14 protein-coding genes and 1 tRNA gene are annotated in these 14238 nt (G+C 72.5%); 5 read left to right on the top strand and 10 right to left on the bottom strand.

Features of this window, described 5'->3' with window-relative positions:
• Positions 1-15 precede the first annotated feature (15 nt).
• Positions 16-795 carry an SDR family oxidoreductase gene (locus tag VG869_06585; protein ID HEV3450856.1) on the bottom strand — a complete coding sequence of 260 codons (780 nt, stop codon included), beginning with the start codon at positions 793-795 and terminating at the stop codon, positions 16-18.
• Positions 792-1970: an acyl-CoA dehydrogenase family protein gene (locus tag VG869_06580; GenBank protein HEV3450855.1), complete on the bottom strand. Its 1179-nt coding sequence runs from the start codon at positions 1968-1970 to the stop codon at positions 792-794. Before VG869_06580 ends, VG869_06585 begins: the two co-directional genes overlap by 4 nt.
• 77 nt (positions 1971-2047) lie before the next feature.
• Here VG869_06580 and VG869_06575 point away from each other — a divergent pair, with 77 nt between their 5' ends.
• Together VG869_06575 and VG869_06570 are read left to right on the top strand one after the other, a co-directional pair.
• Positions 2048-3202, top strand: coding sequence for a transposase (locus VG869_06575; protein HEV3450854.1), 1155 nt, complete (start codon positions 2048-2050; stop codon positions 3200-3202).
• A 10-nt stretch (positions 3203-3212) separates the two neighbouring features.
• On the top strand, positions 3213-3662 hold the full coding sequence (locus tag VG869_06570) for a MaoC family dehydratase (protein HEV3450853.1): 450 nt from the start codon (positions 3213-3215) through the stop codon (positions 3660-3662).
• 30 nt (positions 3663-3692) lie between these two features.
• On the opposite strand, the gene VG869_06565 is transcribed toward VG869_06570, so the two are convergent.
• The 4 genes from VG869_06565 to VG869_06550 form a co-directional block, all read right to left on the bottom strand.
• Positions 3693-5225, bottom strand: coding sequence for a hypothetical protein (locus tag VG869_06565; protein HEV3450852.1), 1533 nt, complete (start codon positions 5223-5225; stop codon positions 3693-3695).
• Positions 5226-5495: 270 nt separating this feature from the next.
• Positions 5496-6356, bottom strand: coding sequence for a CPBP family intramembrane glutamic endopeptidase (locus tag VG869_06560; GenBank protein ID HEV3450851.1), 861 nt, complete (start codon positions 6354-6356; stop codon positions 5496-5498).
• 101 nt (positions 6357-6457) lie between these two features.
• Entirely contained in the window at positions 6458-7180 is a 723-nt protein-coding gene (locus tag VG869_06555) for a dienelactone hydrolase family protein (protein ID HEV3450850.1), read from the bottom strand.
• 3 nt (positions 7181-7183) lie between these two features.
• On the bottom strand, positions 7184-8428 hold the full coding sequence (locus tag VG869_06550; protein ID HEV3450849.1) for an alcohol dehydrogenase catalytic domain-containing protein: 1245 nt from the start codon (positions 8426-8428) through the stop codon (positions 7184-7186).
• 93 nt (positions 8429-8521) lie between these two features.
• Between VG869_06550 and VG869_06545 the strand changes: the two genes are divergently transcribed.
• From VG869_06545 to VG869_06535, 3 genes are all read left to right on the top strand, one after another.
• Complete coding sequence (locus VG869_06545) at positions 8522-8761, top strand: DUF3039 domain-containing protein (GenBank protein ID HEV3450848.1); 240 nt, start codon at positions 8522-8524, stop codon at positions 8759-8761.
• Positions 8762-8970: 209 nt separating this feature from the next.
• Positions 8971-10098 (top strand): amidohydrolase family protein, encoded by a 1128-nt coding sequence (locus VG869_06540; protein HEV3450847.1) that lies wholly within the window; start codon positions 8971-8973, stop codon positions 10096-10098.
• The gene (locus VG869_06535; GenBank protein HEV3450846.1) at positions 10095-10553 is read left to right on the top strand and encodes a 2,4'-dihydroxyacetophenone dioxygenase family protein; all 459 of its coding nucleotides are present in this window, start codon (positions 10095-10097) and stop codon (positions 10551-10553) included. Before VG869_06540 ends, VG869_06535 begins: the two co-directional genes overlap by 4 nt.
• Before the next feature lie 135 nt (positions 10554-10688).
• On the opposite strand, the gene VG869_06530 is transcribed toward VG869_06535, so the two are convergent.
• The 4 genes from VG869_06530 to VG869_06515 all read right to left on the bottom strand — a co-directional run.
• Positions 10689-12311: a long-chain fatty acid--CoA ligase gene (locus VG869_06530; GenBank protein ID HEV3450845.1), complete on the bottom strand. Its 1623-nt coding sequence runs from the start codon at positions 12309-12311 to the stop codon at positions 10689-10691.
• Between the two features lie 146 nt (positions 12312-12457).
• Positions 12458-12530: transfer RNA gene (locus VG869_06525), tRNA-Arg, on the bottom strand.
• Positions 12531-12859: 329 nt separating this feature from the next.
• Positions 12860-13519: a hypothetical protein gene (locus tag VG869_06520; protein ID HEV3450844.1), complete on the bottom strand. Its 660-nt coding sequence runs from the start codon at positions 13517-13519 to the stop codon at positions 12860-12862.
• A 92-nt stretch (positions 13520-13611) separates the two neighbouring features.
• Positions 13612-14238: IPT/TIG domain-containing protein (locus tag VG869_06515; protein HEV3450843.1), on the bottom strand; the 627-nt coding region annotated here is incomplete at its 5' end.

The raw sequence follows: 14238 nt of genomic DNA, 5'->3' as shown, positions 1-14238 counted from the left end.
AGGGCCGAGGCGCGTCTACGGATGCTGGGCGCTCACCGACACCACCTCACCGGTCATGTAGGAGGCGTAGTCGCTGGCGAGGAACACGATGACGTTGGCGACCTCCCAGGGCTCCGCGCCCCGGCCGAAGGCCTCGCGGTCGGCGAGCTCGGCGAGCACCGCCTCGCTGATCACCTTCGACAGGAAGGGGTGGGTGGCCAGGCTCGGCGCCACCGCGTTGACCCGCACGCCGTGGGGGGCCGCCTCGACCGCGGCGCAGCGCGTGAGCGCCATCACCCCGGCCTTCGCGGCGGCGTAGTGGGCTTGGCCGACCTGGGCCCGCCAGCCCAGGACCGAGGCGTTGTTCACGATCACGCCCCGCTGGCGCGGCAGCATGTGCCGCAGCGCGGCGCGCGTGCACCGGAACGTGCCGTCCAGGGTGACGTCGAGGACGACCCGCCACTGCTCGTCGGTCATGTCGACGAGCTCGGTGGTCCCGCCGAGGCCGGCGTTGTTCACCATCACGTCGACGCCGCCGTGCTCGCCGACCGCCGCCGACAGCAGGCGCTGCACGTCGTCCTCCCGGGTCACGTCGCACACCACGGCGAGGGGCCGGCGACCCTGCGCCGCCGCGAGCGCGTCGGCGGCCTCGTCGAGGCGGCGGGCGTGATGGTCGGACAGCACGACCGTCGCGCCCTCCTCGGCGCACCGCCGGGCGGTGGCGAACCCGATGCCCGTGCCCGCGGCCGCGGTGACGACGACCACCCGCCCGGTGAGCAGGCCGTGCGCGTCCGGGTAGGCGGGCGCTCCCGTCATCGGGGCTCCCGCGGTAGCCCGAGCGCGCGCTCGCCGATGACGTTGCGCTGGATCTGGTTCGAGCCGCCGTAGATGGTGTCGGCCCGGCTGTAGAGGAACAGTCGCTGCGACGGCGCCAGCTCGTACGGCCCGGCGTCGACGACCGCGCCGTCGGCGCCGAGCACGGCCATCGCCAGCTCGCCGAGGTCCCGGTGCAGCGTGGCCCAGTAGAGCTTGTGGACGCTCGTCAGCGTCGTCATCTCGCCGCGCTCGAGGGCGGTGAGCGACCGTAACGCGTTGAACCGCATGATCCGCAGCCGGATCCAGGCGTCTGCGAGCCGCTGGCGGAGGTTCGGGTCGTCGCCTCGCCCGCGCTTCTGGGCCAGCCCGAGGATGTCGGCTAGCTCGTTCTCGAAGCTGAGCTGCTGGCCGAGCGTCGACGCGCCCCGCTCGAAGGCCAGGGTCCCCATGGCGACCTTCCAGCCGTCGTCGACGGCGCCGACCACGTTGGCCTGGTCGGTGCGGGCGCGGTCGAAGAACACCTCGTTGAACTCGGAGGTCCCGGTGAGCTGCGCGATGGGGCGGATGTCGACCCCGGGCTGGCGCATCGGCACCAACAGGTACGAGATGCCGCGGTGCGGCGGCGCGTCGCGGTCGGTGCGGCAGAGGACGAAGCACCAGTCGGCCCAGTGGGCGAGCGACGTCCACACCTTCTGGCCGCTCACCACCCACTCGTCGCCGTCCCGCTCGGCTCGGGTCTGGACGTTGGCGAGGTCGGAGCCGGCGTTCGGCTCCGAGTAGCCCTGGCACCAGATCTCGGTGCCGGCCAGGATCCCGGGGAGGAACCGTCGCCGCTGGTCGTCGCTGCCGAAGTGGATGAGCGTGGGGCCGAGGAGCCCCTCGCCGACGATCCCGACCCGGCCGGGTCCCTGGGCGCGCGCGTACTCCTCGAAGAAGATGACCTGCTGGGTGAGGGACCGCCCGCCGCCGCCGTACTCGCGCGGCCAGCCGATGCCGATCCAGCCCGCCGCTCCGAGGGCCCGCTCCCACGCCGCCCGCTCCTCGAACAGCTGGTGCTCGTCGCCGGGTCCGCCCCGGCCGCGCACGGCCGCGAACTCCCCCGAGAGCCGGTCGGCGAGCCAGTCGCGCGCCTCGCAACGGAAGGCCTCGTCGGCGGCCGAGAAGCGCAACTCCAGGTAGCGGGTCACATTGGGTGTCGTGGTTGGTCTTTGTAGTCGTGGCGGTTGGTCGCTGCCGTTCGTTCCGCTACAAGTTGAGCCCAACGGCCCGCCAGGAGTCGGCCCTGGTCGGGCTGCTGGGCCTGCAGTGCGAGCTGTACAACGCGGCCCTGGAGGAGCGTCGAGGGGCGTGGCGCTGGGAGCACCGCTCGGTCTCCTATGTGGAGCAGTGCCGCACGCTAACCGGGTTGCGGGCGGTGCGCCCGGAGGTGCTGGCGGCCGGGGTGACGGTGTGTCGGGGGACGCTGCGCCGCCTGGACTGGGCCTTCGCCGCGTTCTATCGGCGCGCCAAGGCTGGGCAGCGGCCGGGATACCCACGGTTCCGGCCGCTGAGCCGCTGGGACTCGCTGCAGTGGGAGGACCGAAACGGATGGCGGCTCGACAAGGCGGCCCGGCGTCTCCACCTGCACGGGGTCGGCGCGCTCAAGGTGCGGCTGCACCGGCCTCTCAAGGGCACGGCGAAGGCGATCACAGTGCGGCGCGAGGGTCGACGCTGGTGGGTCACCATCCGCTGTGTGGACGTGCCCGCCGAACCGCTCCCGGCGACGGGCCGCCAGGTCGGCATCGACCTGGGCGTCACGGTGCTGGTGGCCACTAGTGACGGGGACCTGCTGGCCAATGACCGCCCTTCTCGCCGCGCCGCCGCCCAGCTCGCGTCGGCCCAGCGAGCCCTGGCCACCAAGCAACGCGGCTCGAGGCATCGGCGGCGGGCCGCCGAACGCGTCGCCGAAGCGCACCGCCACATCCGCAACCGCCGCACCGACGCGCTGCACAAGCTCTCCCGCCGCCTCGTCGACGACCACGACCTGATCGCGCATGAGGCCCTGGTGGTGTCGAACCTGGTCCGTCGCCCCAAGCCCAAGCCGGACCCCGCTGGCGGCTACCAGCCCAACGGGGCCGCGGCCAAGACTGTTCTGAACCGTCGTATCCACGACGCCGGGTGGGGACGCCTGCTCGCGATGATCGCCTACAAGGCTGAGAGCGCCGGTCGGACCGTCATCGCAGTCGACCCCCACAACACCAGCCGAACCTGCGCCCACTGCGGGCACGTCTCAGCCGGGAACCGGCGCGGCGCCGTGTTCGAGTGCCAGGCGTGCGGTCATCTCGCCCACGCCGACACCAACGCCGCCCGCAACATCCTCCGGGCCGGTAGGGCCCAGCAGCACACCGCTGCGCCGGGTCTAAACTGACCCACTACCCGTGGAGTTCGATTCCCCCGAGGGGCTGCACCGCGCCGTCGGAACCCATCTCGGGTTCGGAGACTGGGTCGAGATCACCCAGGAGCGCGTCGACCGCTTCGCCGACGCGACGGGCGACCACCAGTGGATCCACGTCGACCCCGAACGGGCGAAGCACGGCCCGTTCGGGACGGCGATCGCGCACGGCTACCTGACCCTGTCGATCACGAACCAGTTCCTGCCCGGCCTCCTGCGCGTCCCGTCGGCGACGATGGGCCTCAACTACGGGGCAAACAAGGTCCGGTTCCCGGCGCCGGTGCTCGTCGGGTCCCGCATCCGGGTGGGCGCCGAGATCATCGACGTCCAGGACGTCCCGGGCGGGGTGCAGGTCACCACGCGCAACACGGTCGAGATCGAGGGCGGCGAGAAGCCGGCCTGCGTGGTCGAGGCGCTGAGCCGCTTCCTCTTCTGACCTCCGCCTCCTTCTGACCTTCGCCTCCGCTCATCCCGGCGAGGCGACCGGCCCGATCCAGCGCCGGATCGCGGCGCGCACGGCGTCGCAGTCGCCCGGGTCGGGCAGCGTGCGCCACGCGGGCTCGAGGCCGCGACCGAGGCCCGGCGCCTGCCACGCCGAGCCGAGCGCGCCGACGACGTCGCTCGCCCCGCGCCAGAAGCCGGAGCCCGCCGCCGGCCGGCCGTCGAGGATGTCGCCGATCAGCGCCGCGGTGGTGTGGTCGCCGAGGAGCCCGCCGTGGAACGCGGGCACGACGGCGTGCGGGATCCCGACCGTCACCGGGCCGGGCGCGGTGACGCCCGCGTCGAGCGACAGGACGGCGAACTCGCGCCGGCCGGGTGTGGCGCAGCGCACCAGTCCCTGCAGCGCCGGGCCTTCGTCGGCGAAGGACCGGAAGAGCGCCGTGTCGGCGGTGACGTCGACCGGCCCGACGACGCTGAGGGCGCGGGCCAGCCCGTCGAGGACGCTCCCGGCCGCGGTCCCCCACCCCGAGGTGCCGACGGGCGGGTAGAAGACGCGACCCGGCGTCAGCAGCGGGCTCAGGGCCACGACCGCCTGCACCGGCGCGTGGGCGGCGGCGGCCACGTACGCCAGCGCGACGAGCGCGCCCTCGCTCTCGGCCACGATGCCGACCGGCTCGTGCGTCACGGCGTGGAAGGCGTCGACCTGCCGGCCGAGCTCGAGCGCGAGGTCGCGGACGGACTGGTGCGTGTCGCCGCGGGCGTAGGGGCGCGGCTGCCCGCGAGTATCGAGGCCCCGATACGAGAACCGGCGGATGCGGTGCTTCCCGCGCACCCACCGGCGCGTCACGCCGTCCCACTGCGAGTTGAAGCCCTTCACGATCAGGACCGGCGTGCCCGTGGCCTGCCGAGCGACCGGCGGGACGGGGCTGCGGTCGGCCTCGACGGCGACGGACACCACGAAGCCGGCGGCTGTGCCCCCGACCACGAGCGCGACCAACCCCGCGAGGGCGACGACGACGAACGGGCGGCGGCGTCGCTCCGGCGGCCGGGCGCCGGCGACGGCGTGGACGAGGCGCAGCCAGCACCAGGCGTCGGCGAGCCCCGCGAGCCCGGCGAGCGGCACCCGTGCGGCCACGGGCGCGGCGTCGAGCACGGCGCCGGCGGCGGTCAGCGCGACGAAGGCGACCAACAGGACCCACACCGTCTCGACGGTGGGACGGTCGCGCCACCACGCCGGCGACACGGCGCCGCGGTGGACGAGCAGCGCCGCCATCAGCACGACGGGCACGGTCACGAAGAAGAGCCACGACAGCGCGACGACGGCCATGCCGAAGGCGAGCACCGCGACCGGCAGGAGCAGCACGGCCACGAGGGCGACGAAGCCGGCGGTCCGGCGCAGCTCGTCCGGCCACGGCGGCCGGACGACGAACTCGGGCCAGGCCGACCGCACGAGGACGGTCACGACCACGCTGCGCACCGCGAGCAGGGCCAGCGCCTCGAGCGCGAACGTCGCCCACGAATGGTGGTACACGAGCAGCCACCGCAGGTCGTGGAACACGTCGAACGGGGTGGGAGCGGCGGCTTGGGGCGCGAGCGCGGCCGCGCCGGGCGCGCCGGTGGCGGCGACGACGCCGGCTTCGAGCGCGCTCAGGCCGGCGGTCGCGACGACGAGCCACGGATGGTCACGCAGCCGGGGGCGAGCGCGTGGTGCGCTCCTCGAAACTGCTCCGTCGTCGTCGATGCCGTCCCTGCCCCCCGGCCCGCCACGCGCCCGCGGACTCGTCGCTCGAGCGGCGCGGTCTCCGCTACGCGGCAGCGTACGGCGGCGTCAGTCCGGCCGGAGGCCGGAGAGGTCGATCACGCTTGGCACCCGCCGTCGGACCCCGAGCCGCCGACCGGCGATGTCGGCCGCCGCCACCAGCGCCCCGAGCGCGGTGGCGGCGATCGCCAGGCGCACGCCGGCGGGGCTGGCGCCGCGCCAGGCGGCCATCGTGGTCAGGTTCAGGAGCGCGTGCACGAGCACGGCGGGCCACACGGCGCCGGTCCGCAGGACGGTGTACCCGAGCAGGAGCGCGAGGCTGGCGAACGGCACCGTGCGGGCCAGGTTCGTCATCTGGACGACGTGGCCCGGCAGCACCGAGAAGAGCAGCGCGCCGACGCCGAGCGCGACCAGGCCCGGCGCGGCGCCCCACGCCCGCGGCGTCCGCCAGTCGCGGCGGAGCAGCCGCGCGCACAGCGCGCCGACGACGAGGACGGCGGCCAGCCGGTACACGAGCTCCTCGCCGAGCGCGGCCACGAGGAGCCCCGCGGCCTCGGCGGGTCGGGCGAGCAGGAGGGCGTAGCCGAGGGTCGCCAGGGCCACGACTGCGCCGAGCCCCACCGCCAGCTCTCGCCAGGCGAGCAGCGAGCGGCGGCTCGCGCCGAGGCGCGCGACCCCGAGGCTCGCGACCAGGGCGGCGGCGAGCGGGAGGGCGGGCGAGACCTCCACCGGCCCGACCGAGCCGAGCGTCGTCCCGGTCCAGGCCGCGGCGACGTCGAGCGCCACGGCCAGGCCGGCGAGGGCGACGATCGGGGCCGTGAGGGGCCAGTCGGCCCATCCCTGCCACCGGGCGGCCCACCGGGCCTCGAGCGTGAGCTCGTGGACATCGACGTCGCGGGGCGCAGGGGCGGTCACGCGCCGTGCGCTCACCCAGCCTCCCTCGTCGGAGCGGCCCCGCCGTTAGTCACTCGCAGTGTGGCCGATCGCGCGCTCTGTAGCCAAGCCCGGGTCCGGCCAGCAGCGAGGGCCCGTCAGCGCAGGTGGGCGTCGAACCAGGCCAGGGCCCGAGCCCACGCGTCGCGGGCCGAGGCCTCGTGATAGCTGGCCCGCGCGTCGCAGTGGAAGCCGTGCCCGGCGTCCGGGTAGCGGACGATGTCGGTGTCGACCGGGGACGCGCGCACGGCCTCCCGCAGGCGCTCGACGTCCTCGACCGGGATGCTGGTGTCCTGGTCCCCGAACAGCCCGAGCCACGGCGTCCGGAGCCTCCCCGCCTCCTCGATGAGCGGCGGGAAGGGGAGGTGACCGGCGGACACGATGCCGCCGCCGTAGAAGCTGACGCCGGCGCCGAGCGCCCGGCGCGCCGAGACGAGGAAGGCGGCGCGGCCGCCAAAGCAGAACCCGGTCACGCCGATCCGGGCGTCCGAGAAGCCGGCGTCACGGACGACGCCGAGGGCGGCGTCGACGTCCATGAGCACGGAGTCGTCGGTGACGCCCTCGAACAGGGCGAGCATCTTGGCGAAGTCGAGGTTGTCGTAGTCGTCGATGGTGCCGCCCCCGGCGCGGTGGAAGACCGCAGGAGCGACGGCGTGGTACCCGGTGGCGGCGAACCGCCGCGTCACGTCCTCGATGTGCCGGTTCACCCCGAACGCCTCCTGGATCACCACCACCGCCCCGCGGGCCTCATCCTCGGGCCGCGCCTCGTACACGTCCATGGCGCCGTCCGGCGTGGCGACGGTGAGGTGGTCGTCGGGCACCGGCTACGTCCCGTCGCGCTGGTCGAACGCGACCTTGATCGCCCCCGAGCGGTCCTGGGTGGCGAGGGCGACGAACGCGTCGCGCCAGTCGCCAAGCGCGAACGTGTGAGTGAGCATCCCGGTCAGGTCGACCCGCCCGTCGCGCACCAGGTCGAGGTAGTGGGCGATCCCGTGCTGGCGGACGCCGTCGATCTCCTCGTAGCCGAAGGCGTTCGAGCCGACGAGCGACACCTCCTTGAAGTACAGCGGGGTGTCCTCCCAGAACGTCGGGCCGTGCACGCCGGCCTTCACGATGGTGCCCCGAGCCCGCATCACCCGAGCGCCCACCTCGAAGGTCTCGCGCTTGCCGATGGTGTCGTACACGACGTCGATGGCGCCGGGGAACGCCATGGGCAGCCCGTCGGCGGGCTGCAGGACACCGCCGGACCAGGCCGCCGCCTCCTCGATGACGGCCAGGGTGGGCTCGTGCCCGATCACGGTGGCCCCGAACGACCGCGCCAGCGCGGCCTGGCTCTCGAAGCGGGCGACGACGAGGACCTCGACGTCGGGGTGCAGGGCCCGCAGGATCGCCGTCGCGCACGTGCCGAGGGCACCCGCGCCGTACACCATCACCCGGCCGTCGGGCGGGGGCGGGTGTCGCGTCACCGCGTGGAGGCTCACCGCGAACGGGTCGGCGAACACGGCCAGCTCGTCGGGCACCTCGTCGGGCACCTTGAAGAGCATCGAGTCGTGCGCGGGCATGAGCGTCGCGTAGCCGCCGCTGGCGTCGCGGGACGTGCCGGTGTGGATCCCGGGCGCGATCGGCCCGACCGCGAAGCTCCAGCAGAGGCTGTAGTCCCCGCGCTCGCAGGCTGGGCACACCGGGTCGACGCCTCGCGGCGCGCACGACAGCCACGGGTTCAGCACAACCCGGTCACCGACCTCGAGGCCCTCGGCCCGCGGTCCGAGCGCGGTGACGTCGGCGACGACCTCGTGGCCGAGGACCTGGGGCAGCGAGAAGAACGCCTTCATCGGGTTGTCCGGCGACTGGACCTCGCCCCAGTCCATGAACACCTGCTTGGAGTCGGAGCCGCAGATGCCGGTGAGCCGGGGCCGCGTGATCACCCAGTCGGGGAGCAGGAAGCTCGGGTCGTCGAGGTCGGTGAGCCGCATCGGCGTCTGGGCGAGGCCCCGGAGGAGCGGGTTCTCCTCCGCCCCCGCCGGCGGCTCCCACGCCGCGGGTCGAACGCCGTAGAGCAGTCCACGCATCGGGCGCAGCGTATCGACGGCGCGCGCACCCCGTGAGCGGCCGCCCGCCGGCCGGCACCGCTCGGGTCCGGGCCCGCCGGTACCATCCGGTCGATGCCGACCGAGACGGTGGCCCCGGCCCCGGTCGAGGCGCCCGAGCGTCCCATCCTCGACGACGGCGACCACGACCGGTTCGCGCACTACGCCAAGAAGGGGGACATTGCCCGGGCGTACGTGACGGGCGAGGCGATCGTGGCCCTCTGCGGGAAGAAGTGGGTGCCGAGCCGGGACCCGGCCCGGTACCCGATCTGCCCGACCTGCGCCGAGCGCAAGGCCGCCGGCTGGCGCCCCTGATCGCACGCCCCGTCGACTCGGGACCGCCCGGCGGCGCCTCGTCGGACGAGGGCCCGACGATCGTCGAGTCGCGGGTCGGCTGGAGCCCGTACAGCCGGCGGGCGTCAAACGCGTCGCCGACGTGGTGGTGGACGTCGACCACCGAGTAGCCATGGCCGCGCATCGCCGTCGCCTCGCCGGTCGTGGTGGGGACGGGTCATCATGGCATCGTGGGATCGTTCGGCTACCCGGTCGTCGACGCTGACGGCCACGGCGGCGAGCCGCCGCGGTGGCGGCGCCGGATCCCCGACCGGTACCGCACCCAGATGGCGGCGTACGTCCGGTCGATGAAGCAGACCTACGGCGACGTCCCGGGCGGCGGCCTCCAGCTCAGCGACGCGAACCCGCGCGCCGCCACGTGGGACGACGACGACGAGCTCGACTTCGACCCCCACATGCGGGCGGGCATGTACGACCCGGCCGCCCGACTCGAGGACATGGACCTCGAGGGCATCGACGTCGCCGTCATGTTCCCGCCCGGCAGCGGCGAGGAGTGGGCGCTGCACGACCCCGAGTTCGCGACCGCGCTCTGCCGCACGCTGAACGACGCTCGCGCCGAGTACGCCGCCCACGCACCCGAGCGCCTGAAGCTGGTCGCCAAGCTGCCGATGCTCGACCCGCCCCAGGCCGCCGACGAGCTCGAGCGATGCGTGCGCGACCACGGCTTCGTCGGCATGGTGACGGCGCAGCACATCCTGGACCGCAACCTCGACGACCCTGCGTTCGACGTGGTGTGGTCGACGGCGGAGCGGCTCGGCGTGCCGGTGTGCGTCCACGGTGGCGGGCAGGCGCCGGGGCAGGTGCCCGTGGCGATCGACCGCTTCACCACCCGCCTCGCCAAGCACGCCATCACCCACCCCGTGGGCGCGATGCTGGCGCTCACCAGCTTCACCGTCGGCGGGGTGCTCGCCCGCTTCCCGCAGCTCCGGGTCGCGTTCCTCGAGGCGGGCTCGGGCTGGCTGCCGTTCTGGCTCGAGCGGCTCGACGAGCACTGGGAGCTGCTGCCCGAGCAGGCCCCCGAGCTCGATCGTCCCCCGTCGACGTACTTCCGAGGACGGGGGTTCGTGTCGTGCGAGCCCGAGGAGCGCTCGGTGCCGTGGGTGTGCGACACGGTCGGTGACGACGTGGTCTGCTACGCCTCGGACTACTGCCACTGGGACTGCGCCTTCCCACACAGCGTCAAGTTGCTCGCCGAGCGCGACGACCTCGGCGAGCCCCGCAAGGCCGCGATCCTCGCCGGCAACGCCGCCCGGCTCTATGGGCTCCCGGTTCCCGGATCGGGCACACTGGGTCCATGACCATCACCGAGCCCACCCCCACCGCGGTGCACGTCGGCGCCGACGAGCTGCCCTTCGTCGAGATCGGCGACGGCAACAAGCTCAAGGTGCTGCAGGTCAAGGAGCGCGAGGGACTCTGGATCGTGGAGAACGTGTTCCAGGCCGGCTTCGAGGTGCAGACGCATCGCCACACCGGCCCCGTCTGGGGATACACGAGGTCCGGAGCCTGGAAGTACAAGGAGTACGAGTACGTGAACCGGGCCGGCTCCTTCCTCTACGAGCCCGCCGGCTCGGTCCACACGCTGGCCTGCATCGAGGACGACACCCGGGTGTGGTTCCACATGTACGGCGCCAACCTGAACCTTGACGCCGAAGGCAACGTCGAGAGCGTCACCGACGGGGCCGGGACGCTCGCCGCCTACTACCTCCTCTGCGAGGCACAGGGCCTGCCCCGACCCAACGTGCTCACCGACTGATCCGAAGACGCCCCGCCCGTCGGCGGGCAACCGCCTGAACGAGGCCGACGAGCCCCTCCACTTGCCGCCAGACCGCGGGTCTCGGACGATCGACGCCGCTCGTTGCGTCGCGGGTGGGAAACCGGATCTCGACCGCTACGAGCCGACGGCGGGAACCGCCTCGGGCGTGAGGTCGCCGGCGTGGTACCTCGCTCGAAGCTCCTTCTTGTCGAACTTCCCGACACCGGTCTTCGGCAGCTCGGCGACAAACGCCCACCGCTCGGGCACCCACCAGCGGGCGACCCGCGGCTCGAGGAAGGCGCACAGCTGGGCCGAGGAGACCTCGCTCCCCGCGCGACGGACCACGACCGCGAGGGGTCGCTCCTCCCACTTGGGGTCCGGGACCGCGACCACGGCGGCCTCGACGACGTCGGGATGCGCCATGAGCTCGTTCTCGAGCTCGACCGACGAGATCCACTCGCCGCCCGACTTGATCACGTCCTTCACGCGGTCCCGGATCTCGAGGAACCCGACCTCGTCGAGGGTCCCGATGTCGCCGGTGCGGAGCCAGCCGTCGTCGAACTTCTCCGGCGCAGGGTCGCGGTAGTAGGACCCGGTGATCCACGGTCCGCGGACCTCGACCTCGCCTTGGCTCTCGCCGTCGTTGGGCAGGACGGTGCCGTCAGCGGCGACGATCCGCAGCTCGACGCCGGGCAGGACCCGCCCCGCCTTCGTACGCCAGTCGAGGTCGTCCTCGTCAAACGGCCACGGCGGGTGGGACAGCGTGCAGCAGGGGCTCGTCTCGGTCATGCCCCAGCCCTGGATCATCCGCACGCCGAATCGCAGCTGGAAGTCCTCCATCAGCGCACGAGGGGGCGCCGAGCCGCCCGCGGTCACCAGCCGCAGGCTCGAGAGGTCCGCGTCCGGATTCGTCGCCCCGTAGTTGAGGACGTCGCTCCACACCGTCGGCACGCCGGCGGAGACCGTCGGGCGCTCGGCGTCGATCAACGCGCATAGCGGCTCCGCCTGCACGTACCGCTCGGGGAAGATCAGGTCGGCGCCGAGCATCCACGCCGAATACGGGATGCCCCACGCGTTGGCGTGGAACATCGGCACGATGACCAGCACGCGGTCCCGATCGGAGACGGGGAGCCCGACCGGAAGGCTGGAGCCGAAGGCGTGCAGGAATGTGGAACGGTGGCTGTACACGACGCCCTTCGGCGCCCCGGTCGTGCCGCTCGTGTAGCACATGGCCGCTGCTGAGCGTTCGTCCAGCACGGGCCAGGCGTACCCCGGCTCCTCGGCGGCGAGCAGCTCCTCGTAACGATCGACCGCGCCGAGCGCGCTGGCGTCGCCGTCCCCGATCACGATGAAACGCTGCACCGTCCGCAGCTCGCCCGCCGCCGCGAGCAGCGGAACGATGGTGTCGTCGACCACGATCACCTTGTCCTCGGCGTGGTTGATGATCTGCGCGAGCTGCGCTGGAAAGAGGCGGAGGTTGAGAGTGTGGAGCACCGCGCCCATGCTGGGCACGGCGAGGTAGGCCTCGAGGTGCTCGTGGGTGTTCCAGAGGAACGTCCCCACTCGGTCGCCCGAGCCGACGCCCAGCCGCTCGAGCGCAGCGGCTAGACGATCAGCTCGATCCGCGATCTCGGCGAAAGACGACCTGCGGGTCCCGTCGGCACGTGACGTCACAACTTCGCTCTGACCGTGGACCCGACGTCCATGGTCGAACAGGTGCGTGATGGTCAACGGGAAGTCCTGCATCGTGCTCAGCACGTCGTCCTCCAGCTCTCGGTTCGGTCACTCGGCTCGTCGTGTCGTGGCACCCGGGCTCGCCGCGGCGCGCGGGCGCTCGAGCGACGCCACGTCCGGCACACGAGTCCGAAGACACCACGCTGGTCCCCCTACTTGCGGACCTCTCGCGCCCAGGGTCGGACTCGAACCGACGACCTGCCGCTTAGGAGGCGGCTGCTCTGTCCGCTGAGCTACCTGGGCGGGATATGTAGAAATGGTGGCAGAAAGTTTGTACAAATGGTGGCAGAAAACCTCTCCTGACCGAGACGAGCACTCGAGACTGCTCCGGTGGACGGTGTTCACGGCACTGGTGGCGCACCGCGCCGGGAGCGTTGCCGAACCGAGCGCGCGCTGCTGCGGGGCAGGAAGAGTAGGAAGGTCTACGCGGCGGCTTGGGCCGGGGCTCGGTATCGGGCCAGGGAGTTGGTGACGAGGGCGAAGCCGAGCAGGTTGAGGTGTTGGCGCTTCCCGGCGACACCGCTCGCATTGGTGAACACTGGCGGGCGATCACCACCCGCGCTGGTCGGGCATTATCCGCTCGATACAGCCGCCGTGGTCTTCGCGCGCGTCGCCCGTCGCAGCAGCACAATCGACGCGACTAGCACCCACAACAGGAACAGCAGGAACGGAAAGAAGAACGAGGCCACCAGTTGCAGCACCGCTACGACGTATCCCGCGATGGTCAACCATCCCGGGAGCGTCCCGCTCCGGCGCGCAAGATGGGACGCCATCCCGACGAAGAGGCCCGCGGCCAAGGCTCCGGCGACCAGCAACAGTGCAAACCCGATCTGGTCGAACTGTCGGGCGAGGTCTCCGCCCGCCGGGACCGGGGTGCTCCCAAACTGCTTCGCCCCCGGGATCGACACCCGCACCATGACCGAAACCAGTGCGAGCGCCGCAAAGATCGATCCGAAGGTGAACATGAGCCGGCCGCCTTCACCGAAGCGATCCCGCAGGCTGGACGCAAACCAGATGAACGCGAGCACACCGAGCACCGTCAGGTAGGCGCCGACGATCGCACCCGCACGATGGCCGCTGTCGGTCCACCACTTCGCCCACTCCGCCGTTTTCTTGTTGTCGCTCGGCATGGGAATGGCAAAGGTGCCGGCCACGAACAGCACCACGAACGCGACGCCCATCCACGCCCCCACGCGACCGAGTCGTGGATTGCTCTCCGCCACTGCGTTCATACGAGACCTCCTAAGTCGCCGCCGTCATCGGGCCTAGATGTAGCTGAACTGATCGGTACCAACTTCAGGCAGTCAGGTCACCTGTGCGCGGCTCAGTCCCAGGAGAACTGGTCGTTGGCGTTCGTTGGGCTCGTGCCTCCTGGTGTTGTGACGGTGATGTCGGCGATGCCCGGTCCCGTCCCGCGGCCAGGAGTCACCGCGGTGATCTGGGTGTCGGAGTCAACCGTGAAGCTGATGGCCGGGTTGGACCCGAAGTTCACCGCGGTGGCCCCGGTGAAGCCCGAGCCGGCGATAGCGATGGTGTCGCCGCCGTTGACGTTTGTGCACCCGGTGTGGTTCGGGTCAATGGCGCACGTCCAGCCCGTGACCTGCGGAACGGGTCGGTACACGTACTGGTCCTGGCTGCCGGCGGGGCTGGTGCCGGCCGGGGTGGTGACCGTCACGTCGACGGTCCCGGTGCCAGCCGGCGAGGTCGCGGTGACCTGGGTGTCGGAATTCACGGTGAAGCCGCTGGCCGCGTTGGGCCCGAAGTTCACCGCGGTCGCCCCGGTGAAGCCCGAGCCGGTGATCGTCACCTGGGTGCCGCCCCCTTGGGGACCCGAGGTCGGGTTCAGCGAACCCACCGACGGCGCCGGGGCCTGGTAGCTGAACCGGTCCTGGCTGCCGGCGGGGCTGGTGCCGGCCGGGGTGGTGACCGTCACGTCGACGGTCCCGGTGCC

It is taken from the genome of Acidimicrobiia bacterium, assembly GCA_035948415.1.
In the GTDB taxonomy this organism is placed as follows: domain Bacteria; phylum Actinomycetota; class Acidimicrobiia; order IMCC26256; family PALSA-555; genus PALSA-555.
Note: the sequence above shows the minus strand (reverse complement) of the source record. Positions and strands in the feature narration are given on the sequence as shown.

Excerpts from the sequence above, each read along its gene's own strand:
- VG869_06545 (HEV3450848.1), top strand. The coding sequence starts at position 8,522 with ATGCCGACCGAGACGGTGGCCCCGGCCCCGGTCGAGGCGCCCGAGCGT.
- VG869_06520 (HEV3450844.1), bottom strand. The coding sequence starts at position 13,519 with ATGAACGCAGTGGCGGAGAGCAATCCACGACTCGGTCGCGTGGGGGCG.
- VG869_06535 (HEV3450846.1), top strand. The coding sequence starts at position 10,095 with ATGACCATCACCGAGCCCACCCCCACCGCGGTGCACGTCGGCGCCGAC.
- VG869_06585 (HEV3450856.1), bottom strand. The coding sequence starts at position 795 with ATGACGGGAGCGCCCGCCTACCCGGACGCGCACGGCCTGCTCACCGGG.
- VG869_06550 (HEV3450849.1), bottom strand. The coding sequence starts at position 8,428 with ATGCGTGGACTGCTCTACGGCGTTCGACCCGCGGCGTGGGAGCCGCCG.